The 23491-nt window shown below is 70.7% G+C and carries 20 protein-coding genes, 1 tRNA gene and 2 pseudogenes; 6 read left to right on the top strand and 17 right to left on the bottom strand.

Features of this window, described 5'->3' with window-relative positions; all coding sequences use genetic code 11:
• Positions 1-22 precede the first annotated feature (22 nt).
• The 4 genes from eno to KV203_RS14295 all read left to right on the top strand — a co-directional run bounded on the left by eno (position 23) and on the right by KV203_RS14295 (position 3374).
• Positions 23-1318, top strand: coding sequence for a phosphopyruvate hydratase (eno, locus tag KV203_RS14310; protein WP_066471008.1), 1296 nt, complete (start codon positions 23-25; stop codon positions 1316-1318).
• Positions 1319-1450: 132 nt separating this feature from the next.
• Positions 1451-1921: an FtsB family cell division protein gene (locus KV203_RS14305; RefSeq protein WP_246600161.1), complete on the top strand. Its 471-nt coding sequence runs from the start codon at positions 1451-1453 to the stop codon at positions 1919-1921.
• Positions 1918-2433 carry a DUF501 domain-containing protein gene (locus tag KV203_RS14300; RefSeq protein ID WP_066471412.1) on the top strand — a complete coding sequence of 172 codons (516 nt, stop codon included), beginning with the start codon at positions 1918-1920 and terminating at the stop codon, positions 2431-2433. The genes KV203_RS14305 and KV203_RS14300 overlap by 4 nt, the downstream gene beginning before the upstream one ends.
• On the top strand, positions 2430-3374 hold the full coding sequence (locus KV203_RS14295) for a Ppx/GppA phosphatase family protein (RefSeq protein ID WP_066471005.1): 945 nt from the start codon (positions 2430-2432) through the stop codon (positions 3372-3374). The genes KV203_RS14300 and KV203_RS14295 overlap by 4 nt, the downstream gene beginning before the upstream one ends.
• A gap of 42 nt (positions 3375-3416) precedes the next feature.
• Here KV203_RS14295 and KV203_RS14290 read toward each other — a convergent pair whose 3' ends face one another.
• Positions 3417-7472 (bottom strand): sunset domain-containing protein, encoded by a 4056-nt coding sequence (locus KV203_RS14290; protein WP_218820993.1) that lies wholly within the window; start codon positions 7470-7472, stop codon positions 3417-3419.
• Positions 7473-7627: 155 nt separating this feature from the next.
• Here KV203_RS14290 and KV203_RS14285 point away from each other — a divergent pair.
• Positions 7628-7701 (top strand) — tRNA-Leu (locus KV203_RS14285).
• A 268-nt stretch (positions 7702-7969) separates the two neighbouring features.
• On the top strand, positions 7970-8215 hold the full coding sequence (locus KV203_RS19730; RefSeq protein ID WP_066475016.1) for a hypothetical protein: 246 nt from the start codon (positions 7970-7972) through the stop codon (positions 8213-8215).
• 96 nt (positions 8216-8311) lie between these two features.
• On the opposite strand, the pseudogene KV203_RS20100 reads toward KV203_RS19730, so the two are convergent.
• The 16 genes and pseudogenes from KV203_RS20100 to KV203_RS14200 all read right to left on the bottom strand — a co-directional run.
• Positions 8312-9289, bottom strand: a pseudogene (locus tag KV203_RS20100) (recombinase family protein); the annotation flags it as partial.
• A 258-nt stretch (positions 9290-9547) separates the two neighbouring features.
• Positions 9548-9778: a hypothetical protein gene (locus KV203_RS14270; RefSeq protein ID WP_066475020.1), complete on the bottom strand. Its 231-nt coding sequence runs from the start codon at positions 9776-9778 to the stop codon at positions 9548-9550.
• Positions 9778-10350 carry a hypothetical protein gene (locus tag KV203_RS14265; RefSeq protein WP_157079996.1) on the bottom strand — a complete coding sequence of 191 codons (573 nt, stop codon included), beginning with the start codon at positions 10348-10350 and terminating at the stop codon, positions 9778-9780. The genes KV203_RS14270 and KV203_RS14265 overlap by 1 nt, the downstream gene beginning before the upstream one ends.
• Before the next feature lie 12 nt (positions 10351-10362).
• Complete coding sequence (locus tag KV203_RS14260; protein WP_066475023.1) at positions 10363-10842, bottom strand: hypothetical protein; 480 nt, start codon at positions 10840-10842, stop codon at positions 10363-10365.
• Positions 10843-10912: 70 nt separating this feature from the next.
• On the bottom strand, positions 10913-12685 hold the full coding sequence (locus tag KV203_RS14255) for a type IV secretory system conjugative DNA transfer family protein (RefSeq protein ID WP_066475025.1): 1773 nt from the start codon (positions 12683-12685) through the stop codon (positions 10913-10915).
• A complete protein-coding gene (locus KV203_RS14250; RefSeq protein WP_066475027.1) occupies positions 12682-13212 on the bottom strand; it encodes a hypothetical protein in 531 nt (176 codons plus the stop codon). Before KV203_RS14250 ends, KV203_RS14255 begins: the two co-directional genes overlap by 4 nt.
• Positions 13209-14759 carry a TraC family protein gene (locus KV203_RS14245; protein WP_066475034.1) on the bottom strand — a complete coding sequence of 517 codons (1551 nt, stop codon included), beginning with the start codon at positions 14757-14759 and terminating at the stop codon, positions 13209-13211. The genes KV203_RS14250 and KV203_RS14245 overlap by 4 nt, the downstream gene beginning before the upstream one ends.
• Positions 14756-15940: a hypothetical protein gene (locus KV203_RS14240; protein ID WP_066475037.1), complete on the bottom strand. Its 1185-nt coding sequence runs from the start codon at positions 15938-15940 to the stop codon at positions 14756-14758. The genes KV203_RS14245 and KV203_RS14240 overlap by 4 nt, the downstream gene beginning before the upstream one ends.
• A 50-nt stretch (positions 15941-15990) precedes the next feature.
• Positions 15991-17379: pseudogene (locus KV203_RS20000) on the bottom strand (SCO6880 family protein).
• Positions 17380-17455: 76 nt separating this feature from the next.
• The gene (locus KV203_RS14230) at positions 17456-18907 is read right to left on the bottom strand and encodes a TrbL/VirB6 family protein (RefSeq protein WP_066475039.1); all 1452 of its coding nucleotides are present in this window, start codon (positions 18905-18907) and stop codon (positions 17456-17458) included.
• Between the two features lie 40 nt (positions 18908-18947).
• Positions 18948-19217, bottom strand: a complete 270-nt coding sequence (locus KV203_RS14225; RefSeq protein ID WP_066475040.1) for a DUF6112 family protein — start codon at positions 19215-19217, stop codon at positions 18948-18950.
• A gap of 76 nt (positions 19218-19293) precedes the next feature.
• Complete coding sequence (locus KV203_RS14220) at positions 19294-19560, bottom strand: DUF6112 family protein (RefSeq protein WP_066475042.1); 267 nt, start codon at positions 19558-19560, stop codon at positions 19294-19296.
• Complete coding sequence (locus tag KV203_RS14215; RefSeq protein ID WP_066475045.1) at positions 19560-20732, bottom strand: M23 family metallopeptidase; 1173 nt, start codon at positions 20730-20732, stop codon at positions 19560-19562. Before KV203_RS14215 ends, KV203_RS14220 begins: the two co-directional genes overlap by 1 nt.
• Before the next feature lie 15 nt (positions 20733-20747).
• On the bottom strand, positions 20748-21431 hold the full coding sequence (locus KV203_RS14210; RefSeq protein ID WP_066475049.1) for a hypothetical protein: 684 nt from the start codon (positions 21429-21431) through the stop codon (positions 20748-20750).
• A 70-nt stretch (positions 21432-21501) separates the two neighbouring features.
• Positions 21502-22563, bottom strand: a complete 1062-nt coding sequence (locus KV203_RS14205) for a ParB/RepB/Spo0J family partition protein (RefSeq protein WP_066475057.1) — start codon at positions 22561-22563, stop codon at positions 21502-21504.
• The gene (locus KV203_RS14200) at positions 22560-23420 is read right to left on the bottom strand and encodes a hypothetical protein (RefSeq protein WP_066475060.1); all 861 of its coding nucleotides are present in this window, start codon (positions 23418-23420) and stop codon (positions 22560-22562) included. The genes KV203_RS14205 and KV203_RS14200 overlap by 4 nt, the downstream gene beginning before the upstream one ends.
• Positions 23421-23491 lie beyond the last annotated feature (71 nt).

The following is a 23491-nucleotide window of genomic DNA, read 5'->3' as shown; positions in this document are numbered from 1 at the left end:
CCGTCGTTGGAGGAGCTGGTTCATGGCGATCATCGAGCAGGTCGGGGCGCGCGAAATTCTCGACTCGCGGGGCAATCCGACGGTCGAGGTGGAGATTGCCCTCGACGACGGTACCGTGACCCGGGCTGCGGTCCCCTCCGGCGCGTCGACCGGTGAACACGAAGCAGTGGAGCTGCGTGACGGTGGCTCACGGTATGGCGGAAAAGGCGTGCAGAAAGCGGTCGACGGCGTGCTGGACGAGATCGGTCCGGCGCTGATCGGTTTGGACTCGATCGAGCAACGCACGGTGGATCAGACGCTGCTCGATCTCGACGGAACTCCGGACAAGTCCCGACTGGGTGCCAATGCCCTGCTCGGGGCGTCGCTCGCGGTTGCGCGGGCGGCCGCCGAGTCGTCCGGGCTGGAGCTGTTCCGCTATCTCGGTGGGCCGAACGCACACATCTTGCCGGTGCCGATGATGAACATTCTGAACGGTGGCGCGCATGCCGACACCGGGGTCGACGTGCAGGAGTTCATGGTCGCGCCGCTGGGTGCGCCCACGTTCAAGGAGGCGCTGCGCTGGGGTGCGGAGGTCTATCACGCACTCAAGGCGGTGCTCAAGGAGAACGGCCTGGCGACCGGTTTGGGTGACGAGGGGGGGTTCGCCCCGGACGTGGCCGGGACGCGGCAGGCGTTGGACCTGATCGGCATCGCGGTCGGTAAGACCGGATTGTCGCTCGGGTCCGATGTGGCGCTCGCGCTCGACGTCGCCGCGACCGAGTTCTACACGGCGGGTACCGGGTACGCCTTCGAAGGAGCCGATCGCAGCGCGGCCGAATTGGCCGACTTCTACGCCGAGCTGATTGCCGAGTATCCGCTGGTCTCGATCGAGGATCCGCTCGCGGAGGACGATTGGGCCGGCTGGGTGGCCCTGACCGATCAGATCGGTGACCGGGTTCAGCTTGTCGGTGACGATCTGTTCGTGACCAATCCGGAACGGCTCGACGAGGGCATCGTCCGGGGTGCGGCAAATGCGTTGTTGGTGAAGGTGAATCAGATCGGCACGCTGACCGAGACATTGGACGCAGTCGAGCTGGCGCATCGCAACGGCTACAAGACGATGATGAGCCACCGGTCGGGTGAGACCGAAGACACCACCATCGCCGATCTGGCGGTCGCGGTGGGGAGCGGTCAGATCAAGACCGGCGCGCCGGCCCGGAGCGAGCGGGTGGCCAAGTACAACCAGTTGCTTCGGATCGAGGATGCGCTCGGCGACGCCGCCCGGTACGCCGGTCCGGATGCGTTCCCGCGGTTCGTCACCGAGGTCGCTGGAGGCTGAGCGATGGATGATCGGCGTAGGCGGGGAGCACGCCGAAGCCCAGCAGCGCGTGAGCCGCATGCGCGGGTCCGGCCGAAACCGAGACAAAGTGAAGAGCGAAGCTCCCGGCCGGGTTCGGTCCCGGCGTCCCGAATGACGGAGTTGGTCCGAGGTTTGGGCCCCGGGCGCGTCGGCGCGGGGCGTGCGGCGCCGACCGAACGAAAGTTCTTCGGGTTGTCCGCCGGTCGGGCGATCACGTTGGCGATCGTGGTGTGTGCCCTCGCCCTGACCCTCGCCGTCCCGCTGCGGACGTATGTGGCGCAGCGCAGCGAAGCGGCGCAGTTGGCAGCGCAACGGGTCGAGCTCGATCAAGATCTGGAACAGCTTCGAGCGCAACGGGATCAACAGGAGGACCCGGCTTTCGTCCGGGCCGAGGCGCGACAGCGGCTGCGTTTGGTACAGCCGGGGGAGGTCCCGTATCAGGTCCAGTTGCCCGGTGCGTACGAGGCCGAGCAAGCCCGTCGTGCCGGACCGGCGCCGAAGGCCGGACCGTGGTACACCGAGCTGTGGCGCACGATCGCCCAGCCGCAACCGACCGCACCGGCTCCGCCGCCGGCCGGGTGAGCGGGCCTACCGCGGCGGATCTGGCCGCGATCGCCGAGCAACTCGGGCGGGTCCCGCGTGGTCTGCTGCGGGTCGCCTACCGGTGTCCGGACGGGGCGCCGGGGGTGGTGATGACTGCTCCCCGGTTGCCCGACGGCACGCCGTTCCCGACACTGTATTACCTGACCGACCCACGGCTGACTGCTGAGGCCGGGCGGCAAGAGTCGTCCGGTCTGATGCGGTCGATGAACGAGCGGCTCGGAATCGATCCGGCTCTGGCCGCCGCGTATCGTCGGGCACACCTGTCCTACCTGGCCGAACGGGATGCGATCGAGCCGCTCGGGACCACCTTCAGCGGCGGTGGGATGCCCGACCGGGTCAAATGCCTGCATGTCCTGACAGCTCATTCCTTGGCTCGGGGGCCGGGCGTGAACCCGTTGGGTGACGAAGCGGTCGCCCGGGCCGCGCGGGGGCCGCTACGGGGAACTGCACTGCCGGCCGACTGGCCGGAGTTCGAGGAGGACCGACTGTGACTCGCCGTATTGCCGGCATCGACTGCGGCACGAACTCGATCCGTCTGCTGATCGCGGACCGGGTCGACGGAAAACTGGTCGATCTGCACCGAGAGATGCGGATCGTGCGATTGGGCCAAGGGGTCGATGCGACCGGCGCCTTCGCACCCGAGGCGATCGAGCGGACCCGGGTGGCGTTGCGCGCCTACGTGGATACGATGCGCGAGGCCGGCGTGCAGGCGCTCCGGATGGTCGCGACCTCGGCGGCCCGGGATGCGGCGAATCGGGCCGACTTCTTCGCGATGACCCAGGCCGAACTCGGCGCATTGATTCCCGGCGCGACCGCCGAACTGATCAGTGGTGACGACGAGGCGCGGCTGTCGTTTGCCGGCGCGGTCGGCGAGCTGCCCGCCGATGCCGGTCCGTTCCTGGTCGTGGATCTCGGTGGCGGCTCGACCGAGCTGGTGTTGGGCGATGCGTCCGGGGTGCAGTCGGCGTACTCGGCCGACGTCGGGTGCGTTCGGGTGACCGAGCGTTGTCTGCCGTCGGACCCGCCGACCGCTGCCGAGATCGCTGCCGCGCGGGAGTTCGTCGGCGGTCGGTTGGCTGCCGCGTTCGAACGTGTTCCGGTGTCGCAGGCACGTACCTGGGTCGGCGTCGCCGGCACGGTCACGACCATTGCAGCGGTTGCGGCGGACTTGCCCGAGTACGACCCGGCGCGGGTGCATTTGTCTCGGGTATCGCTGCCCGAGGTCCATCGGGTCGCCGATCGATTGGTCGGGATGAACCGGCAACAGCGGTCGGCTCTCGGCCCGATGCACCCCGGCCGGGTCGACGTGATCGGTGCCGGTGCGCTCATCACCGCCGTGCTGGCCGACGAGCTGCACGAGCGTGCCGGAATCACCGAGCTTTTGGTAAGCGAGCACGACATTCTCGACGGCATCGCCGCCTCCATCCCGTAAGACGGAGGCGGCGAAGACGATTCGTCGGGTCGCGCCGTTCGGCTAGGGCCGGTACCCGCTGCCGCGTTGAGACTGCGGTAGCTGATATCCGGCAGCTTCCGCGTCGGCGGCAGTGGCGAACCAGATCTCGGCGACCGTAGAGGTGTAGAACCGGGTTTCCGGCAAGTGGTACAGCATCGAGTCGGAGTTGCCCTTGATCGGGAAGCCGGTCGGCTGCGTGCCGTCGTCGAGTGGGGCGTGCGCGCCGGCCGGCAACTTCGCACTTGTCGTCGCGCTGTGGAGCAGCCCCGCCGATTCCGGTCCGGTCGGGTCGTGGTCCTGTTCCAGCCGCTCCCGGACTCGCTTGCTCAGTCGTTCGGCGCCTGCCGCACCGGCCACTGCCGCCTCGCTGAGTCGTTGCCGCCAGGTGGCGCCGCGGTGTCCGGATCGTCCTCCCGTCCGGTCGTGGTCGAGCCCTTCGTCTCGACCGAGTGCCTCCCTGGCTCGGTCCCGCGCGGTGGTTCGTAACTCGGTCGCCCGGGCACGCCAGTCGGTTCCGTGGGTGTGCTCGGCGGCAACGACACCGCTCGTGCTGGTCCGGTCGCTCCCTGAGGTGCCGCTATCGGTGGGTGCGGCACTGTCGGTGGGTACGGCACTGTCGGTGGGTGTGCCGTGCTCCGCATCGACGACGCTCGTGTCGACGGTGGCACTCGTGTCGGCGGCGTCGTCTTCCCGGCTCGGATCGCCGTCGAGGATCTCAGCGGTGCGGCTGGACCGAGCCGGCTGCCGAGGCTTCTCCGGCTCGTCGAACACCGAGAATTTGGCTCCGGAGTCGCCGGTTTGATCCGGGCGGCGGGGTGAAGCCGGCCGGTCGCTGCGTTCCGGTAGCCGCTCGACGACCATGACGATCCCGGACTCGTCGACTGTCGAGATCCCCAAGCCGCCTGATTCTTCGTCGAGATCAGCTGCTTCGTCGAGATCAGCTTTGTCCGAGTCGGGCGGCGTGAGCGGTGCCGGCGTGGATGCGGTGCGCGTTGTCACCTCCGGCTGATCCGGCTCCGAGTCGGCATCGTTGTCGGGTGACCGGTCGCCGGTCAGTCGCTTGCCGACGACGGCGGCCCCGACAACTGCGGCGGCGCCCAGTGCGCCGGCCTTCCACCCGATGCTCTTGTCCCCGTCTCTGCTGTCAACGCTGCCCGTTCGTTCCACGCTGCCAGTTCGTTCCACGCTGTCGGCTCGTTCCACGTTGCCCCCGCTCTCGGTGAGGTGTGCCTGGGGTGGTGCAGCGCCGGGGGAGGGATCGAGGTTTCCGCCGCGTAGCGCAGGTGTACCAGAAACCTCGACCCTCTCAGGGGTATCGGTGCCCGTGTCGGTGCGGATCCGGTCCTGAGCGAGTTTGCGACCCAGTCCGGCGGCGCCGACTCCGCCTGCCGCAAGGGCGCCGGCCCGCCAGCCGACCCCGCCGACACCGTCGCCTCGTGCAGGTTCGCGGGACGCCATGTCGACCTCGGGTGAGCGATCCTCGACCGCCGAACGATCTGCTACCGAACTTTCCGTTGCCGACTTGCCGGCTACCGAGTTCCCCGCTCCCGGGTGGTCTTCGACTGAGCCGCTGACCTCGGTGTAGGGGTCGCTGTCGACGGTGCGAGTTGCGTCCCGGCCGGAGTCGGGGGCGCGGGTGCCGTCGGGGTTGCCGGTGAGTTTGCGGCCGAGTCCGGCGGCGCCGACTGCGCCTGCGGCGAGGGCGCCGCCGATGGCGCCGGTTTTCCAGGTGGTGTCGTGGTCGGTCGGGTCGACGTCGATGTCGGGTGTGTCGACGTCGACGTCGGGTGTCCGGACGTCGGGTGTGTGGATGTCGGGTGCGTCGAGGTCGATGTCGGGTGTGTGGATGTCGACGTCGGGTGTCTGGATGTCGGGGGTTTCGGCGTGGATGCGGTCGCGGGCGAGTTTGCGGCCGAGTCCGGCGGCGCCGACTGCGCCTGCGGCGAGGGCGCCGCCGATGGCGCCGGTTTTCCAGGTGGTGTCGTGGTCGGTCGGGTCGACGTCGATGTCGGGTGTGTCGACGTCGACGTCGGGTGTCCGGACGTCGGGTGTGTGGATGTCGGGTGCGTCGAGGTCGATGTCGGGTGTGTGGATGTCGACGTCGGGTGTCTGGATGTCGGGGGTTTCGGCGTGGATGCGGTCGCGGGCGAGTTTGCGGCCGAGTCCGGCGGCGCCGACTGCGCCTGCGGCGAGGGCGCCGCCGATGGCGCCGGTTTTCCAGGTGGTGTCGTGGCCGGGCGGGTCGACCTCGGGTGCGTCGATGTCCACGTCGGGTGTCCGGACGTCGGGTGTCCGGATGTCCACGTCGGGTGCGTGGATGTCTGCGTCGGGTGTCCGGATGTCGGGTGTGGGGATCTCGACGTCAGGTGTGTGGATGTCGGGTGTGGGGGTTTCGATGTCGGGGGTTTCGGCGTGGATGCGGTCGCGGGCGAGTTTGCGGCCGAGTCCGGCGGCGCCGACTGCGCCTGCGGCGAGGGCGCCGCCGATGGCGCCGGTTTTCCAGGTGGTGTCGTGGCCGGACGGGTCGACCTCGGGTGCGTCGACGTCCACGCCGGGTGTCCGGACGTCGGGTGTGTGGATGTCCACGTCTGGTGCATGGGCCTGCACTTCGACGTCCGGGGTGTCGATATCGGTGTGCGGCCGCGCATCACGGTCGATCAGCCCTTTGCCGACTCCGGCTGCGCCGAGGCCGGCTGCACCGGCGCGGGCGACCATCGCGCCGGTACGCCAGTCGAAGGACTCGTGCTCGGTGGTGATCGGTTCGGCACGCCGTGTGTCGCCCCGATCCGGCAGGTCGACCTCCGGGAAGCTGCGCGCCGTGGGCGGCGTCGCCTGATCGGCGCGCGCCAGTCGGACGTCCTTCTCGTCTCGGGAGCCTTTGCGTCGGCGTAGCAGCCACCAGATGAGGTACGCCAGCAGCGCCAACAGGGCCAGCGCGATCAGCAACGGGATGATCCATTTCCACGGGAACGCGGTGCTGCTGTCGGAGTCGTCGGCGGTCGCGGTCGGACCGCTGAGTTCGGTACCCAGCCTGGGTAGCGCGAATGTGCCGTCGGGAGCCTTGGTCGCTCCGCTCGGATACATGATTGTGCCGTCGGCGAGTTGGAGCATGCCGTCGGGTAGTTGGACCGCTCCCTCGGGAACCTGGAACGATCCGTCGGGCAGCCGAATGACCCCGTTGGCCATCCGCATCGAACCGTCGGGTAGTTGCGTCGCGCCGTCCGGCAGGTTGACCGAGCCGTCGGGCAGGCGAAGGGTGCCGTTCGGGAGCACGACATTGCCGTCCGGCAGTGTGATCGTGCCGTCCGCGAGCTTCACCGAGCCGTCCGGGTAGGCCGACGAGCCGTCGGGCTGGGTCACCGCGCCCTCGGGCATGGGCAGGTCCGGGTTGGGCACCTTGACGTCGGTCAGCTCGGTGGCAAGCGCGGCCGGAATCGTGGTGAATCCCGTCGACGGGTTCCAGCTGATCTGGGCGGTTCCGTTCTCGCCGTTGAAGCGTTGGGATACCGGTCCGCCCTGGCCGCCGGTCTGATCGGCGATCGGTGCGCCGAGCGGGCCGGTCAACCCGCCCAACTGCTTGTAGGCGGCGAGGATCGGACCGCGCACCAGCCAGGCTCCGTTGGCCGGCGTCCAGTACATGGTGCCGCCGCCGGGAGTTGCGAAGTCGTTGTAACGCCCTGCGTTGTCGGGCAACTCGGACTCGTCGGTGGTCGGGAAGCCGATCTCGCCAGCCGGGCCACCGAACGCGCGATACCGTTCCAAGATGACGCCGTACATGACCTTCGCGCCGGTTTCCGGCGAGTAATAGATGGTGCCGCCGTCGTAGTTGCGTCCGGCGCCTCCGGTGATCGCGAATGCCTCACCGCGTGGCTGCCCCAACGGAGTCGAAGCCCCCCCGAACTCGGCATACTTCGTGTCGATCTGGTCGGCGCCGTTCACCTGGCTCAGCACCGGTACGGGGGCCTGGTGCGGGGTTGCCGAGCTCGGCGCGACGAATACCGACGACGCGGCGATCCCGGCTGCGCATCCGGCGGACAGCCGACGGGTCAGTGTGTATCTCTGCTGGTAGGTCTTCATGAAGGCCCGGACTCCTCTGTGAACGCCATCTTCGACGTGAACCGCCAACCTTCGGGCTACCCGCTTGCGACAGTCCTGAAGACAGTCAAGCACCTTCCGAGTCCGGTGTCAGTCGGACCCGGAGACGCAACTCCAGCTACGCTTGACCGATCTCGGCCCCTATAGCCCAATCGGCAGAGGCAGCGGACTTAAAATCCGCCCAGTGTCGGTTCGAGTCCGACTGGGGGCACCCAACGCACAAGGCTCGAACCTTGGCCCGAAGAATCAAGGGCCGGGGTTCGGGCCTTGTCGGCGTTCGCAGCCCAGGTCAGGGCGCCAGCGTTGACATCGGGGTCCAGCAGCATCTCGAACGGCCGCGCGTTCTCGACACGCAGCTTGTCGTCCTCCTCGACGTAGACCTTCGCGAAGAACGCCTGGTTGCATAGGCGGCGGTTGGCGTCGTCGCAGCGGGCGTAGATGTCGGCGCAGTTCCCGAGAAGGTTCAGGGCGTCGTCCAGGTGGGCGCGGGCGTCGGTGTATTCGCCGTGGTGGGCGTCGAGCCGGCGGTTCACCTGGTCGAGCTCGCCGAGGATGCGGTCCTGCTCTCGTTTGAGGACGGCGAGCGGGATCGCGTCGGCGTAGTGGGCTTGCATGAGCCGATCCTGCTCGTGCTCCAGCCGGTCCCGGTTGGCGGTGAGCTGGGCGAGCTCATCCACTTCGGCCGACATGAGCCGGTCGAACTCGTGGTGCAGCATCCCGGCTAGTGCTTCGCGCCGGGCCGGAGCGAGTTGCACGCGCTGGTAGTAGTCCTCGATCAAGTGCTCCACGTCCTCGATGAGGATGGCCTGCCGGGAGCAGTCGGTGCGCTTGGAGTGCCGGCCGGAGCACACGAAGTACGGGTAGACGTTTCCGTGTCGGTTCTTCGCGTTCGACACGATCAGCCGGGAGCCGCATGCACCGCAGTAGACGGTGCCTTTCAGGTAATGGTCGTGCACCTGGGTCGCCTCGGCCGCGCTCTTGTGCGCGGTGAGGATGGACTGCACCTGATACCAAACCTCCGCCGGGACGAGCGGATCGTGTGCCCCCTTGTAAGCGACGCCACGGTAGATCACATCGCCCTTGTAGTACGGGTTCGTCAGCATCCGGTGCACCGAGGACACCGCGAGCGGCTTGGACGGATGCTTCGGCGTCGGGAGGCTTCGCAGCCCGCGCGAGGTGAGCTCGTCGTGGAGCTGGCTGACGGTCCAGTTCCCGGAGGCGTAGGCCTTGTACGCCCACTCGATCAGCGGCGCCCGGTCGGGGTCGAGCTGCACAGTGCGGACCTCGCGGCCCAGCTCGTCGCGGACGCGGACGTTGAGATAGCCGATGGGCGCCTTCGAGGGGGTGCCGCCAGTGGCGACCTTCTGCGTCATGCCCTTGATGACCTCGGTGGCGAGGTTGCGGGAGTAGAACTCCGCGATGGTCGACATGATGCCGTGCAGCAGCATCCCGGAGGGCGTCTCGTCAATGTTCTCGGTGGCCGAGACGAGCATGACGCCGGCCTCTTGGAGCGCAACGTGAATGGTCACGTCATCAGCGCGGTTGCGGGCGAGCCGGTCGACCTTGTGGACGATGCAGTAGGCGACGCGGTGCTGCTTGACGTACTGGATCATCCGCATCAGCTCGGGGCGGTCGGCTTTGCGAGCGGACTCGCCCGCGTCGATGAACTCCTCCACGATGACCGCGCCGAGCTGTTCGGCTTTGCGGCGGTTGGCCTCCCGCTGGGCGGGAATCGAGAACCCCTCCTCGGTGCCGCCCTTTTCCGCCTGCTCCTTGGTGGAGACACGCAGATAGGACACGGCCAGGGCGGTGCCCTGGGGCGGGTCGATGAGACTGCGCACCGGATCGGCGGTACGCGCGAACGCGGAAGTCACTTGCGGGCCTTCTCTCACGGGAATCGGCCCTCGCGCTCGGGCTGAACGCCCGAGGGGTGCTGATCGTGAGAGAAGCCCGGAGGCTCTAGGACTAGGCCGGATCGGCCACGTTAGGTTGCCCGTCAGAACGGCGGGGTTAGGACCACAACACCCCGCCGACGCGAGGCTTGCTTGTTCACGATTCTACCCGGTCGTCTCTGACACGGCCATGATCGCGGGTCCGGTAGGGCGATACGTCTCGGGCGGCTCGACCGCTCGGCGCTCAGCACGGCCGCGGCCGGTCTCCTGCAAAGTCAGGCGGATCAGCAGCTCCGCCAGCTTGTGGAGGTCCGGCGGCTCGCGGTGCACCGCCCGCACGGAGAACGACCGATCCTGGTAGGCACGGCGCTCGGTCTTCCTGACGTAGGAGCCCATCAGCCGTGCAGCTCGCCGGTGCTCGGGTCCAGGTTGGCGTAGAACTCGTTCTCGGCTTGCCGACGGGCGGCGACATCGGCGAGCATCCATGCCACGAAGTCCTCGTCGCGGTTCTCGATCACCGTCTCCTCGACCGGCTCGGCGGGGTCCTCGCCGGGCCAGGCGGTCTGCCGGGTCGGACGGTCGCGGTCCAGCCGCGTGCCGCAGGCGGCAACCCAATCGCGGAGCCGCTGCCGCGCGTCCGCGAAGTCGCGGTGCCAGCCGAGCGGCGCGCTCGCGTTCTGCTCGGCGTCGTAGGCCGCCAGCCAGTGCAGGTGCAGAGCGGACAGCTCCCACACGAGCTCGGAGTGCCGGTGCCAGAACGGCGGCACGACGCTGGCCGGGAGGCCGTAGGTCGTGCGGAGCCAGTTGACCCAGCGGTTGAGCTCCAGCCATTCGGCCTCGGCCTCGTCGGCGGTCAGCAGGTTCCAGTTGATCGGGTGCGGCGGCTCGGGCGGGAGCACCGGGTCGCGCTCGCCGACCGGGTCCTCGCCCGTTTCCTCGAACTCGGGGATCGCTTCGTTCTCAGCCATGATGCGTCCCCTTCACAGCGCGATCGTCTGGCCGGCGGAGGTCGAGGTCCGGGCTGCCGTGAACTCGGATGGCACCTCCTGGCCGCGCTTCGCGGCGACAGCCGCCGGCTCGCCGCCTGTGCCTCGGGCGGGTCGGACGGAACGGTCCACGTCGTAATTCGTCCGCAGCGAGTCGTGGCCGATCCCGAGGACGACGAACTCCTTACCGGAGATGTCCCTCCCGTCCTTCTTGTAGGAGTAGGGGCGGCTGTAGCCGACGGCGACGAAGTTGTCCCCGCGGGCGAACTTGCTCGCCGCGGCCTCGGCCGCAGGCCCGTAGGCCACCATCGGCCGATACTGCGTACCCACCCTCGCGCGGGAGCCGTCCGGCTCGTCGCGGTACTGCGGCTCACCGACGAACGCGAAGAACCGCGCCTTGCCGTTCCTCGTCGACTTGATGTCCGGCTCCGAGGCGATGTAACCCCAGAGCGGTTCGGTCTCGCGCTCAGTCATGCGACCGTCCTCCTGACATTCACCGCGGCCCGATAGGCCGCTCATGCCAGGCAGGTGCGCCCGCCGACTCCTACGAGCGGCGCTCGAAAAGGGCCTCGATGCCGGCTCTGTCGGCACGGAGCTGGGCGGCGTCGGGTCGGTTCGTCCAGGCGCGCATCCTCGTGACAATGGGTGGCGCGGCCCGCAGCAACACCAGGGCGGTGCCGAACGGCAGGGTGCGGATCGCGTCGGGCGGCATGATCGGCACCCGCCGGATGGAGCGTTGCGCAGAGCGCGAGCCGTGGTCTCCGACCGTGGTTGAGTCGGTCACCTCGTCTCGCTCGCCGATGAGGGTGGTGAGGTCGTGCAGGTCGCGGCTGTTGGAGGCGCCGCCCAGGATGATCTTGACGATGCTTGCGTCCCAGATCGCGCCGGCCGCGTTCTCCGACCACTTCTCGCGGGCTTGGGCGAGCGACTGCAAGACGGGCATCGTCGTGATCCCGGTGCCGCCTCCCTCGGCCATGAGCGTCGGCAACGACGGCAGGGGTGCCAAGTTGCCGACCTCATCGAGTGCCAGTAACACAGGCGGGTCGAGTCTCGCGCCGGGGCTGACCGCGGCGATACGCCGGGCAGCCTCCACGACGTCTTCCACGAACGCGGCGACCAAGGCTGCGCTATTGTTCGCGCCGGCTCCGGTCGCCAGGAGGTAGAGGGTGCCACGAGCTCGGAGGAACGCTTCGGGGTCGAAGTCCTCGCCCTCTCTCGGGCTCACGGCATCGAGCACGCGCGGGTCGGCGAGGGCAGCGAGGGCGAGGGACACGCCCTGCCAGATCGAGTCGCGGGTGCGGGGGTCGGAGTCGATCATCGCCTGCAACGACTCCGCCCACCCGGTCGCTGCGCGTGGGTTGGCGGTGAGGATCGCCACCGCGTCGGCTGCGGCGGACGGGTCGAGGGTCCAGCGGAACAGCTCGTCGGGTCCGCGGTGGTCGAGCGCGGCGGCGTGGAGCAGGGCTTGGAGCGCCGTCCTCGTCTTGCCCTCCCAGAACCCGCCGCCCTCGACGCCGCCGGCGGACAGGCCGGTGCCGGCGGCGAGGCCGGTGGCACGGATCATCGCAGTCAGGGGGTCGTCGCATCCCCGGATGGGTGACCAGCGCAGCCCGGCGGGCACGCCTTCGGCAAGGTGCTGCGGGTCGAAGACGGCGACCGGGCCGATCGTCTCCCGTGCCCGCAACGTGGCGGTGAGGTTGTCGGGTCGGGTGCTCGTCGTGATGACGGCGCCGGGCGCGTCCAAGATCGCGTTGATGACGACGTGGGCTCCTTTGCCGGAGCGGGGCGGGCCGATGAGCAGGATGGAGTCCTCTACCGAGGCCCAGACCCCGCTGCCGCGCGAGGCGCCGATCCGGTATCCGACCTCCTCCGGCCGGGGCTTGGCGAGCGAGGGACGCAGGTGTTCCGCGCGCCGCAGCAGCGCCTTCGCCGAGGCCGCCCTGGCGACCTCGGAGCGGGTGGCGACCCCGGCGATGCGATACGGGTCGGCCGTGACCTGACGGCCGTGCTCGCGGAAGAACCGCCACACCCACCAGCCGAGCGTTCCGGCGCCGAGGATGAGGACGGCGGCGGTGATCCAGTAGGCGACGGCACTGAGCCCCGGCGCGTCGAGCGGCACGGCCGGGTCGCCGGGGTTCAGCAGCACCCCAAGGCCGGCCTCGACCCCGCCCGAGGGTTGACCTGTGCCGGTGATCCAGGCGGCGACAGAACCGGCCCCGCGGAGGATGCCGGCCAGCATCGCCGCCGCGATGAGGAAGCCGATGCCGAGGTTGCTCAGCTCGTCCCCGAAGGCACCGGCAGGGCGTGGAGTGCTCATTCGGGGTGTCCGATGGTCACAGCGCCGGAGACGCGGCCAAGCAGGATGACCTCGCGGGTTGGGCTGCCCGCGACTTGCTCAGTGGTGACGAGGCCGCGCATGGTGCCGTCCGGGGCGGCGTCGCCGTGGGCGACGACCACGGCGATCGCCACATCCTCACCGGGCATGAACCCTTCCCCGTAGAGCACCGGGAGCGGCGCCGACGCGGCGGGTCTCGCGGGCGGCTCGGGCACGGCCCGTCGGCGGAAAGGCGTGATGATGTCGGTGAACACGGTCCCGTCCGCCTCGCGGACCTCGACGCGCACCGGGGATCGGTGCTGGTCGGTGAGCCGGTCGAGGACGGCGGCGAACGAGTCGCGCCGCCAGCGCGGGGCAAACGGCTCCGGCAGGTGCGGTGCCCCGTCGACGGCGACGGTCATCGTGCCGTCCTCGGCGACCTGCATGACGACGTGCGGCAGGACGACTGGAGCCTCTGGCTCTTCGGCAGCGTGCTCACCGGCGGCGCGCTTGTAGCGGGGCCGGCTCATCGGATCTCTCCCGGAGCCTTCGGGATTCGTGAAGCCACGTCGGGATTCGTGAACTCGCGGGTTTCGCTGGTCATGCGGGCGGTGGTGTCGAACGCGGCGAGCTCGGCGGGGTGGAGCTGGTGCTGCACGACGAAGCTGCGGTCCTTGATCCGCCAGAGCCCTTGCCCGGTCCCGAGGCCGGGGAGCAGCTTCTGCTCGGTGCCGGTCAGCCCGAGCGCGAGCGCGGTCGAGCCGAGCTGGTCGGGCTCCTGGCGGTAGACGATCCGCACCTCGGCGTTGGCCAGCAGCGAGGACGCGAGCGCGCGCATCGCAGTCCCGGCGTCGCCCACGTTGTCGAGGTCGGAGAGCTTGTGGAACACGAGCATGTTGCTGATCCCGTAGTGGCGGGCGAGCCTCCATTGCGCGTCCATCCGCCGCAGGAGGCTCGGGTACTGCATGAGCCGCCATGCCTCGTCGTAGATCACGAACCGCTGCCCGCCGTTCGGGTCGGACAGGGCCGACTCCATCCACGCCGAAGAACAGGTCATCAACACGGAGATGAGGGGTGAGTTCTCCGCGACCCGCGACAGGTCCAGCGACACCATCGGCAGGCTCGGGTCGAACCGCACCGTCGAAGGGCCGTCGAACAGGCCTTGCAGGTCGCCGGCGACCAGGCGGCGCAGGGCGTGGCCGACGAGACGGCCGTCCTCCGCGAGCCGCCGGTCCTCGTCGTCGGCGGGGTTCGGGGCGAGAATCCGGTCCACCACCATCGGGAGGATCGGCACCTCCGCGCTGCGCACCGCGTCGGCCAGGGCGAGGTCGATTGCGGTGTGCTCCAGCGGGGAGAGGGGACGGTCGAGCACGGTCTCCGCGAGCGCGCCGATCAGGTCGCGGCGGCGTGCAGTGACCTGCGAGGCCCATTCGGCGTCGCTGACGGTGGAGGGTCGGTGGCCCTCATCGAGTGGGTTGAGCCGATTCCGCAGGCCGTGGCCGAGGACGATGGCCCGCCCGCCGACCGCCTCGGCGACGGGGGTGTGCTCCCCTTTCGGATCGCCGGGGACGTAGACGCGCCGCCCGAACGGCAGCGACCTCGTGTAGAGACTCTTGGCGAGCGACGACTTGCCGCTGCCCACGATCCCCGCGAGCACGATGTTCGGCGCGGTGATGACGCCGCGCCGGTAGAGCTCCCACGGATCGAACACGAACGATCCGCCGCTGTAGAGGTCCTGACCGACGAACACCCCCGAGGAGCCGAGGCCAGCTTCCGCGAGAAACGGGTACTGCCCGGCGAGCGTCGCGGACGTGTCCTGGTGACGCGGCAGCCGAAACCGGCCCGGCGTCCGCAGCGCCGCGGGCCCCGCCTCCCCGGCGGCGGGGAGGAAGACCGTGGCGCGTTTCTCGGCCTGCTCGGCTTCCCACTTGGCCTTGGCCTCGGCCTTGCGGGCCGCCCGCGCGTCGACCTCGACCTGCGCCGCCGCCTGGCGGCGGGCCTTGCGGTGCTTCCGGCGCTCGCCGTTCGGGCCGATCAGCACGCTCGTGTGCAGCCGACCCTCGTCCCGCTCAGTCACAGCACGAGCCCCCGGCCGTGGCTCGGGGACACCGGCGGGCGGGCGAACCAATCCGTCTCCGCGCCGGCCCGGCCGACCCGCCGGGCCGTCTCGCGCTCGGCTGCCGGCGCCTGAGCGGAGGCCGCGCTGGGCGCCGGGGTCTCGATGCTGAGGAGCACGGGATCGGGCAGCGCGTCGTGCTCGCGGAGGAGGGCGATGTGCCCCGTGAACGGGTTGTAGGTGAGCGTGTAGATGTCCCTGGTCGCGGTGCGATCCAGGGCGCCTGTCGGCGGGGTGCTGTAGACGTACCCGTTCTCGAGCGCGGCCTGCGCGGTCTCCTCGCCGAGGTCGAAGCCAGCCAGATGCTCGATCGCCGCATCGGTGCCCTCGCGTCGAATGAGGTCCAGCACCTCGTCGGCCTCGGAGCCGTCCAGAAACACGACGCTGATCCACCGCAGCGCCGGCTCCGTCAGGGGCGCCTGCTCTGCGTCCAGGGCGGCCGGATCGAACTCGGCGAACACGGTCAGGTCGGTGTAGCTGCGCAGCGCGGCGTCGGCGGCCCACTCCGGGAACAGGCCCTCGTTCTCGGGATGGGTGCCGGGGTTGTCGAGGACGTAGTTCCGGGCCTCGCCCGCGGCGCTGAGGTCGACGCCGAGCTCGCGCAGCGCCCGGCTGGGATCGACCGGGGCTCCGGTGCCGGTGAACAGGTCCCGGCCCTCGATCGTCTCCCCGCTGGCGGAGTCCTCGATGCGGTAGGCGTAGCGCTGGTGTTCGCCCAGCGGCTCGTCAGGCCACACCGTCAGCGTCAGCGTGCCGATGTGCGCGGTCGTGCGGGCCGGTTCGGGGGTGGGCGCAGCCGGTTGCCAGGCGATGCGGCCGGAGTGCTGGGAGGCGGCATCCAGCCGCCGCTCCACCGTGTCCAGCAGCGCGCCGGCCTGGTGCAGCTCGTCCGCCGCCGCGAGCGCGGAGGTCGCGCCGGCCGCCTGGTCTCCGGCGTCGTCGTGGGCAAGGACGCGATTGTCGACGTGCGCGGCGGCGAGCTGGTCGAGCACCTGCCGCAGCGACCGGACCCCGGCGAGCAGGTCACCGATCACGGAGTAGGTCGCGGCGGGCTCGGGCATCGCGCGGGTTGCGTGGGCGAGGCCGCGCAGCGCGGCCGACGCCTCGGCGGCGTCGGCTTGCGGGTCATCGAAGGTCGGCATGGTCGGGACTCCTTCACGGGACTTGGGGATCGGTGAGCAGGTGCATCCGGTCAGACCGGCCGGCACAGCGGCAGCGCGGCGGCGGTGAACGCCTGCGCCTGCTGACCGACCAGCCGCCGCGTCTCGCAGCTCGCTTGGATGGCGGCCTGCTCGACGGCAGCCACCGCGGCGTCGAGGTCGTCGACGGTCGGCGCCGAGACGGAGACGAGGCCGGTGACGCGCAGGACTCCGTGGCCGGCAGTCAGGTCGGCCTCCTGCTGGAGCACGTCATCGAGCTCGGCGGAGGCGGCGGTGTCCTCGACCTGCCCGATCTTGCGACGCTGGGCCGCGTCGCTGATGAGCTCGGTCTTCTTCTTCCGCAGGTCCCTGGCCGCCCGGTCAGCGCGAACCGGCGTGTAGTGCAGGGCGAGGGTGCGCAGAATGCCGTTGGACAGCACGAGCGGGGCGAGGAACCCCGGATAAACCGCGGACCTCGGCCATTCGGTGACCCACAGCACCGCGTGGAACGCGGAGTCCGACCGCAGCCGGTCCCAGGTCTCGGTCACCGCGACCGGGCCGGCCGTGGCGAGGTCGCGGCCGAGCGCCCCGTGCCGCTCCAAGGCCGGCGCGGCGGCCGGGTCGTAGGTCGAGCGGAGGACGACGGCGACCTCGCCTGGCGTGAGTCACCCGGTCGAGGTGAGCTCCGCTGCACGCAGCGCCGTGGTGAGGGTGCTCATCTCCTGACGCAGCACGGCCGCGGCGCCGCGCATCCCGCCGCCGCTGGTCCTGATCTGCCGGGCGGCAGCCTTCATGTCCAGGGCGAGGCTGATCGTGGTGGCGTGCCGCTCTCCGGCGGGGCCGGCGCGCTCGATCAGCTCGGCGTAGGTGGTCGCGGCCCAGGAGCCGTCGTCGGTGCCGTGCGTGCGCCACCACTCCGCCAGGCCGGTGCCGGAGTCCGGCAGGGTCCGTTCGGACACCTGGATACAGGCGATCCGCCCTGAGCGACAGGCCGAAGCGAGCACGCGGCCCCACCCTCCTACGCGGCGCTGCTGCTCGCCGGGATCGAGGAGCACGAACGCGGGATGCGAGACGCCGAGAATCGCGGTGAGGGTCTGGGCGTGCGGGTCGTGGATCATCGCCGCGCCGGTCTCGGGGTCCTCCCACTCCCGCAGCGGCGCGGCGTCACCGGGAAGGGCGAGGGTGCCGGCGGGGCGCGGCTTGATGACGCGGCGGCGGTAGATGAGCTGCCCGAGGTAGGTGCGCCCGATCCAGCGGGCGACGATGGGCACCCACTCGATGAGCTTGCGGCCGCCGGCGGGGATGACCGCAACCAGGGCCGCAATGCCCCAGACCGGGGACGTCCAGGCCAGACCCATGCCACCGCCGGTGTAGAGGCCGGCGACGACGGAGAGCACCGCGACCGCGAGGACGACGAGCTGCGGCAACGACAGGCCGAGCATGACCCCGCGTTTGGTGAGGCGGGAGAACTGCACCGGGGCGAGTGGGTAGTCGCTGTGCGTGTTGGAGGCCATCGGCCTACTCCTTTCCTGTCGGCTTCGCGGACGGCGGGGGCGGAGGGTCCTGCCGTCTCGGCGCCGAGCTCGACGATGCGGGCGGCACGGACGACGGCGTGGACGGGGCAGGCCGAGTCGCAGGCGTGTCCTGCGACGGCGGGACGGGCGGCGGGGATGCCTGCTCGGTGGCAGCGCCGGCGTGGCTCTCGGCCGCGCCGCCGACCGCGCCACCGGCCTTCGGGCCGACGGTCGCTGCTCCCTTGACCGCCGCGGCCCCGACGACGACAGCGGCACCGACCGGCCCGGCCGCTGCACCCGCGCCTGCGGCACCTGCCCCGGTACCTCCGGCTCCGGCAGCGCCAGCCCCGGCGCCACCGCTCGCTCCGGCTCCGCCGGCCGCAGCTCCGCCACCACCGGCAGCCGCAGCAGGGGCCCCGCCGTTCGGTGCGGCCCCGGAGGAACTCGAACCGCCTCCGCTGCCGCCTCCTCCGCTGGGAGGCGCGCCGCCGTCGAGCACTTTCTTCGCACTGTCGCCCGAGGGCGCGGCGGGGATCGGGACGGGCCGGTTGAGGGCCTGCTTCGCTTCCTGCTCGCTGCTCATTGCGTGGTACATGTCGATCCCCGCGAACGACAGGAACTTGTAGGTGATGTAGGGCGCGAACGCGCCGATCGCCATGAGGACGACACCGGCGATGGGGTCGCTGATGGAGGCCAGGTCGAGCTCGATGGGCGCGGAGACCTGCGCGATCGCGACGAGGAAGATGACGACGAGGACGAGCTTGGAGAAGATCAGGGCGATGACGAACGTCGCCCACTTGGCGAACCACCCCTTGGTCGCGTCCCAGGTTGCCCCGGCGAGCGCAATGGGGCCGAACACGATGGCGACCAACAGGAGCGCTTTGCGGATGAGGAGGGAGAACCACACGATCGCCGCCGCGCTGATGGCGAGGCCGGCGAGGAAGATGGTGATGATCGCGCCGACGCCGGGCGCGGCGATGTTGATGGCCCCGAACCCGGCGGCGAGCAGGGCGATCCGGTCGCCCATCCCTTCCATCGTGTTCCCGGTGGCCTGCACGATCCCGACGCAGAGCTGGTCGGTGACTTCCAGCAGCAGCGCGGTGAGCGTGATGACCAGGAACGACCCGAGCACCGACTTCGCCAGCCCGAGAGCCGCACGGCTGAGGGCGGTGGGGTCGCGGTGGATGAGCCCGGTGATGAGCTGGAGGCAGAAGAAGATCAGGAACAGGAAGACCGCGACGCCGAACAGGATGTTGTAGACGGCGACGTACTGCGCGCCGGTGACGTCCACGAGGGTCGTGGTGTCGAAGACCGTCCAGACGGCCTCGAACAGCCAGGCCGCGGCCTGGCCCATCGCTTGTGCGAGCCAGTCAAAGGGGGCCGCGATCAGCGACGCGGCCCCCTCGCCCACGGTGTCGCAGACGGAGGAGATGACCGGGACATCGCAGACGCTCATCGGCCCGGCCCCCGGTCAGCCGAGCTGCGCTCCGTGCGGCTCATACCGCTTGGCCCACGTTCCAGAAGAAGTTCACGAGGGTCACCGACGCGCCGCAGATGATCGCGGCGCCGCAGCTCACGAGGACGCCGACCTTGCCGCGCGACGCGAGGTGCGGGTTCGAGGAGTTGGCGCCGAAGCCCCACACGATCGCCGAGACGATGAGGGCGAGGACGGAGAGGATGAGGCCGACGGTCATCACCGCGCCGACGATGATGCGCAGTTGCTCGATGCCGGGCAGGCCGGTCCCGTTGGGGTCGATGTCGATCACGGTTGCTCCCTTGACTGGTCGAGATGGGTTCTCGCCGGTCAGGTGCGCCCGCACGTTCCGGGCGGCGCCGGCCGCGCTACAGGCGGGTGCCGACGTCGAGGAGGAAGTTCAGCCACGCGACCCCGGCACCGGCCAGGGCTGCGGCGCCGACTGCGACCCACAGGCCGGTACGCGCTCGGGTCGCCGCGTGGTAGTTGCCGTGCGCGGAAGCGACGGCCCACACGATCGCGCAGACGATGAGCATGAGGACGGCGGTGACGAGGACGAACATGAGCAGCGCGCCGACGATGGAGCGCAGCTCGGCCGCGGCGCCGACGCCGCCGAAGTCGGGGAACACGTCCATCACGCACCTCCTGCGGTGCAGGCCGCCGGGGCGGCGTCGCTCGGGGTGATGCCCTCGGCGCCGTGGTCGGTGAGCCAGGCATCGGCGTCGACCGGATCGGCGCCGTACCCGCCGGGGTGGATCTCCAGATGCAGGTGCGGGCCGGTGGACTTGCCGTTCGAGCCGACGTCGCCGATGTGCTGCCCAGCAGTCACAGTCTCGCCGGCGGAGACGTAGATGCCCGTGTCCCACATGTGCCCGTAGTAGGAGGCGACGCGTTGGCCGGCGACGGTGTGCTCGATGACGATGAGGTTCCCGTAGCCGCCGGAGGGTCCGGCGAACACCACCGCCCCATCCGCGATCGCGTAGATAGGAGTGCCGTCCACGGCGGCGAAGTCGGAGCCCGCATGGAACGCCCGCTCGCCGGTGATCGGGTCGTCTCGCCACCCGAACGGGCTCGTGCGCACCCAGCTCCCCTCGGGGAGCGGAAACACCAGCCGTGTCGTCTCCGGCACGACCGGCGCCGAGTCTCCGCCCCCGCCGCCGGAGGTGACGGGCCGGGTGAGGGCGGCCAGGATGGCCTCCGCGACGGGCTGGTAGTTCTGATACCTGTCGGGGTAGGCGCTGACCTCGACGGCCTGGGCGGCGGCGCCGGGGTCGAGCTGCTGCCAGCCGGGGATGTCGAGCAGGCCCCTCGGGGACGGGTAGTTCGGGCCGGTCTGCCCGCCGTAGAAGGCCCTCGCCTGGTAGGTCGGGTCCATGAGCTCCGCGACGGTGCCCCAGCCCGAGGCCGGGCGCATCTGGAACAGCCCCAAGCTGTCGTGATCGCCGCCGTCGCCGTCGTTCGGGTAGTTCGCCGACTCGGGGTAGGCGCTCGTGTTCGCCAGCATCCGCAGGGTCGACTCGGTGAGCGCGGCCATGAGCGCGATGACCACGCCAGGGCGGCCGACGCCGGCGGTGCGGGCACCGACCGTGATGATCGTGGCGGCGTGGGTGAGCTGGGTCTTGTTCAGGGTGACCATCTCGCCGACCCGGGTGGTGGCAGTCAGCGAGTCGGGCACCTCGCCGACGATCAGCGAGCCGGGCAGACAGGCCGCGGTCGCGGCCGGGTTCATCAGCACGCCGACTCCGATCAGCGCCGCCGAGGGGCCGAGCAAGATCAGGGCTACGGCCAGCGCCAGCAGTTTCTTCATCACGAGACGCCCCGCTCAGCGCAGCGGGTTGTCGAGCCCGGAGAGCCGGAGCAGGCGGCACAGGCTCGCACTGAACTCCGGGGCCGGCGGGGCGCAGGCGATGAACACCGTGAACGACACCGGCCGGGTCGCCTCGACGGGCTCGGTGCCCCAGACGCCGGTGCGGTGCCGGGCACCGGTGATTGTGTAGGCGGTCGCGCCGCGCGGGAGCTGGCCCGGTGCGGCCTGTGCCTCGGCCGCCTCCCACGCTTCGGGCACGGTCGCGGTGTCGATGGTGAGCCACTGGCGGGTCTGATAGGTCGTGAGCTGCGCCCAGGCCTCCGCGGTCGGGAGATAGGCGCGCACGTCCGAGGCGAGCGCGTCGGCCTCGGAGTCATCGGCCGCATCGGAGAGCACCTGCGCGTAGTCGGCGGGCGCCGACCCGGAGAGCGTGTCCCAGGTGAACAGGGCGGTCGCTGCCGCGCGGGCGAACTCCTCCGCGTCGCCGGTCATGGGCAGCCGCGCGGGCGCGGCCGGAGTGCGCACGGGAGACGAGGGCGCGACGGTGACGGTGCCGGACGACGCCGGGTCGGCGATGCGGTCGCCGGGGCCGCGCACGAGCCCGTATATGCCGACGCCGACCGCGACGAGCAGGGCGAGGCCGCCCGCGATGGCGGCGATGAGCAGACGGCGACGGCGTGGCTCGGCGGGCTGATCCATGGGTGCCTCCGGGATGTGGGCGAAAGATGTCGTAGGACAGGTGCGCCTGCCCGCCCGGCCGGCGACCAGCTCAGGCGATGTCCTGGGCCCGGTGATCGCGGGCGGCGCGGGAGGCCTCGGCAAACGCGAGCGTGCCGGTCACCGTCGCCTCGAACCGCTCCCATTGCTCGGGCGTGAGCGCCGGGCCGACCTCGGCCGGGTCGTAGTGGAGCCACCATCCGTCGAGCTCATCCCAGGTCAGGACGAACACTCGCAGCGGGAACGGCATCGGCTCGCCCGGCACGACCGGCGTCAGCTTCTCCCGCTTCGCCTTGCGCCCGCCCTTGACACGGGCGAGGGCATCGGTGGCGAGGCGTTCCAGCTCCGCCGCCTTTTCCGCCTGTGCAGCCTCACGGATTGCGGCGGCCTCCATCCGGGCCCGCTCCCGCACGCCGGCCGGCTGGGCCGTGTCGGCGGCGAGCTGGTCGAGCTCGGCCAAGGAGAGCTCGGCATTGATCCGCTGATGCGAGGCGACCACGCCGCCGCCGGCCCGGATCACCGCCAACTCCTCGGCGGCGCGCTGACGCACCTGCTCGGGCTGGGTCTCGTCGGCGGCGAGTTCTTCGAGCCGGCCGATGCGTTCCAGAGTCGTATAGGAGTTGCGGCCGGTGACCATCTGGGCTGCCTGGGCGCGGGCTTTGCCCGGCTCGAACTGCGGTGGTGCCAAGTTGGCACCACCGTCTTCTCCGCCCTGCTCGGTGGGGTGGAAGCGGGTTGCCTCCTGGCGGCGGGCGGCATCTTCGGCCAGCAGCGTCTTCAGCTCCCGGTAGAGGGCAGCGGATTCGAGCTGGGTCAGGGGCTTGTGGAGCAGGTTGTCGTCCTGCTCGGCCAGCAGCCGCCCGAGGCGGTCGGAGATGCCCGACCGCACCCACACGTTCACGGTCTTCCAGCCCAGCCGCTTGATCGCCGCCAGGCGGCGGGCGCCGCAGATCAAGTGCCCGTCGGGGGTGATCGTGATGGGCTGGAGGAGCCCGTCGCGGCGGATCGAGGCGACCAGCGGGTCGAGGTCGCCCAGGTCCTCGCGGTGGCGGTGGCCGACGACGATCGAGTCGACGGTGCGCTCCAGCTCGATGTGCCCGTCCGGCGCACTCACCCGCGCTCACCCCCACGGAGTCGGCGCGGGGCGGCCAGGCTCACCGCCAGCACCAGCTCGTCATCGAGCAGGAGAGCGCGCAGCGGCTCGCCGATCAGCAGGCGCAGTAGCACCCCGCGACCGGCGACGGTGTGCGCGAGCGCCGGGTCCGGTGCGCCGAGCAGCGCACGCAGCAGGGTCGTCCAGGATGCGCCGGGCAGGTCGAGCAGGGCGCGGGCGTGACGGTCGCGGCGCAGCATCTCGAACGCCGACGCGCGCGAGGAGGACTCGGCCAGCCGGGAGGCGACATATTCGACTCCGGCCCGCGCGACGCCCGGCTCCCAGCCCAGGAGGGCCAGCAGCGCGATCGTGTCCTCGACCGCGGAGGCCACGCTGGTCGACGGCTCTGGCCCCCACGCGGGCTCCTCCTCGGCGGGATCGGCGGGATCGACGCGGAAGGCGGGGTGGTAGTCGGTCAGCAGGTTCTCCCGGTCGCTGAACCGCTCGGCGTCGTGGAACACCGAGTACCTCGGACGGCGAGCCTGGTGCACGGAGCACAGCAGGCCGTTGGCGCGCTCCTCGGCGATGCAGGTCACCTGCACGGCTCGGGTGACCATCGCCCACGGGTCCTCGGCCCGCCGCACCGAGGGGGTGCGCATCGCGTCGAACGCGGCGGCGGCGGCTTCCCACGGGTCGAGGCCGTGCTTGCGGGCCAGCGCCGCGTACTTCTCGGCCGCGTGCCGCATCAGCGCGGCGGCCTCGGGGTCCGCCCGCCACGATCCGCGGCCTGCGGCGTGCAGACGGTCGAGCAGGGCGCGAAGCCCTTCCGGGTCCTCGAAGCTCTCCCGCGGCTCGCGGGCGTCCAGTCGTGTCGGCATCGTGGCACCTCCTGAACGGCAGGTGCGCACGCGTCCTCCAGCAACCGACGTCGCCGTGGTGCCGGGGGCGC

Source organism: Skermania piniformis (genome assembly GCF_019285775.1).
Classification (GTDB): Bacteria; Actinomycetota; Actinomycetes; order Mycobacteriales; family Mycobacteriaceae; genus Skermania; species Skermania pinensis.
The sequence above is the reverse complement of the archived record's forward strand: the minus strand, read 5'-3'. Positions and strand labels throughout refer to the sequence as shown.

What these genes read in the sequence shown, in the direction of transcription:
- eno (WP_066471008.1), top strand. Translation starts at nt 23, where the DNA reads ATGGCGATCATCGAGCAGGTCGGGGCGCGCGAAATTCTCGACTCGCGG.
- KV203_RS14250 (WP_066475027.1), bottom strand. Translation starts at nt 13,212, where the DNA reads ATGAGCCGGCCCCGCTACAAGCGCGCCGCCGGTGAGCACGCTGCCGAA.
- KV203_RS14290 (WP_218820993.1), bottom strand. Translation starts at nt 7,472, where the DNA reads ATGAAGACCTACCAGCAGAGATACACACTGACCCGTCGGCTGTCCGCC.
- KV203_RS14240 (WP_066475037.1), bottom strand. Translation starts at nt 15,940, where the DNA reads ATGCCGACCTTCGATGACCCGCAAGCCGACGCCGCCGAGGCGTCGGCC.
- KV203_RS14270 (WP_066475020.1), bottom strand. Translation starts at nt 9,778, where the DNA reads ATGGGCTCCTACGTCAGGAAGACCGAGCGCCGTGCCTACCAGGATCGG.
- KV203_RS14230 (WP_066475039.1), bottom strand. Translation starts at nt 18,907, where the DNA reads ATGAGCGTCTGCGATGTCCCGGTCATCTCCTCCGTCTGCGACACCGTG.
- KV203_RS14255 (WP_066475025.1), bottom strand. Translation starts at nt 12,685, where the DNA reads ATGAGCACTCCACGCCCTGCCGGTGCCTTCGGGGACGAGCTGAGCAAC.
- KV203_RS14210 (WP_066475049.1), bottom strand. Translation starts at nt 21,431, where the DNA reads ATGGATCAGCCCGCCGAGCCACGCCGTCGCCGTCTGCTCATCGCCGCC.
- KV203_RS14200 (WP_066475060.1), bottom strand. Translation starts at nt 23,420, where the DNA reads ATGCCGACACGACTGGACGCCCGCGAGCCGCGGGAGAGCTTCGAGGAC.
- KV203_RS14215 (WP_066475045.1), bottom strand. Translation starts at nt 20,732, where the DNA reads ATGAAGAAACTGCTGGCGCTGGCCGTAGCCCTGATCTTGCTCGGCCCC.
- KV203_RS14265 (WP_157079996.1), bottom strand. Translation starts at nt 10,350, where the DNA reads ATGGCTGAGAACGAAGCGATCCCCGAGTTCGAGGAAACGGGCGAGGAC.
- KV203_RS14305 (WP_246600161.1), top strand. Translation starts at nt 1,451, where the DNA reads ATGACGGAGTTGGTCCGAGGTTTGGGCCCCGGGCGCGTCGGCGCGGGG.
- KV203_RS14260 (WP_066475023.1), bottom strand. Translation starts at nt 10,842, where the DNA reads ATGACTGAGCGCGAGACCGAACCGCTCTGGGGTTACATCGCCTCGGAG.
- KV203_RS14220 (WP_066475042.1), bottom strand. Translation starts at nt 19,560, where the DNA reads ATGGACGTGTTCCCCGACTTCGGCGGCGTCGGCGCCGCGGCCGAGCTG.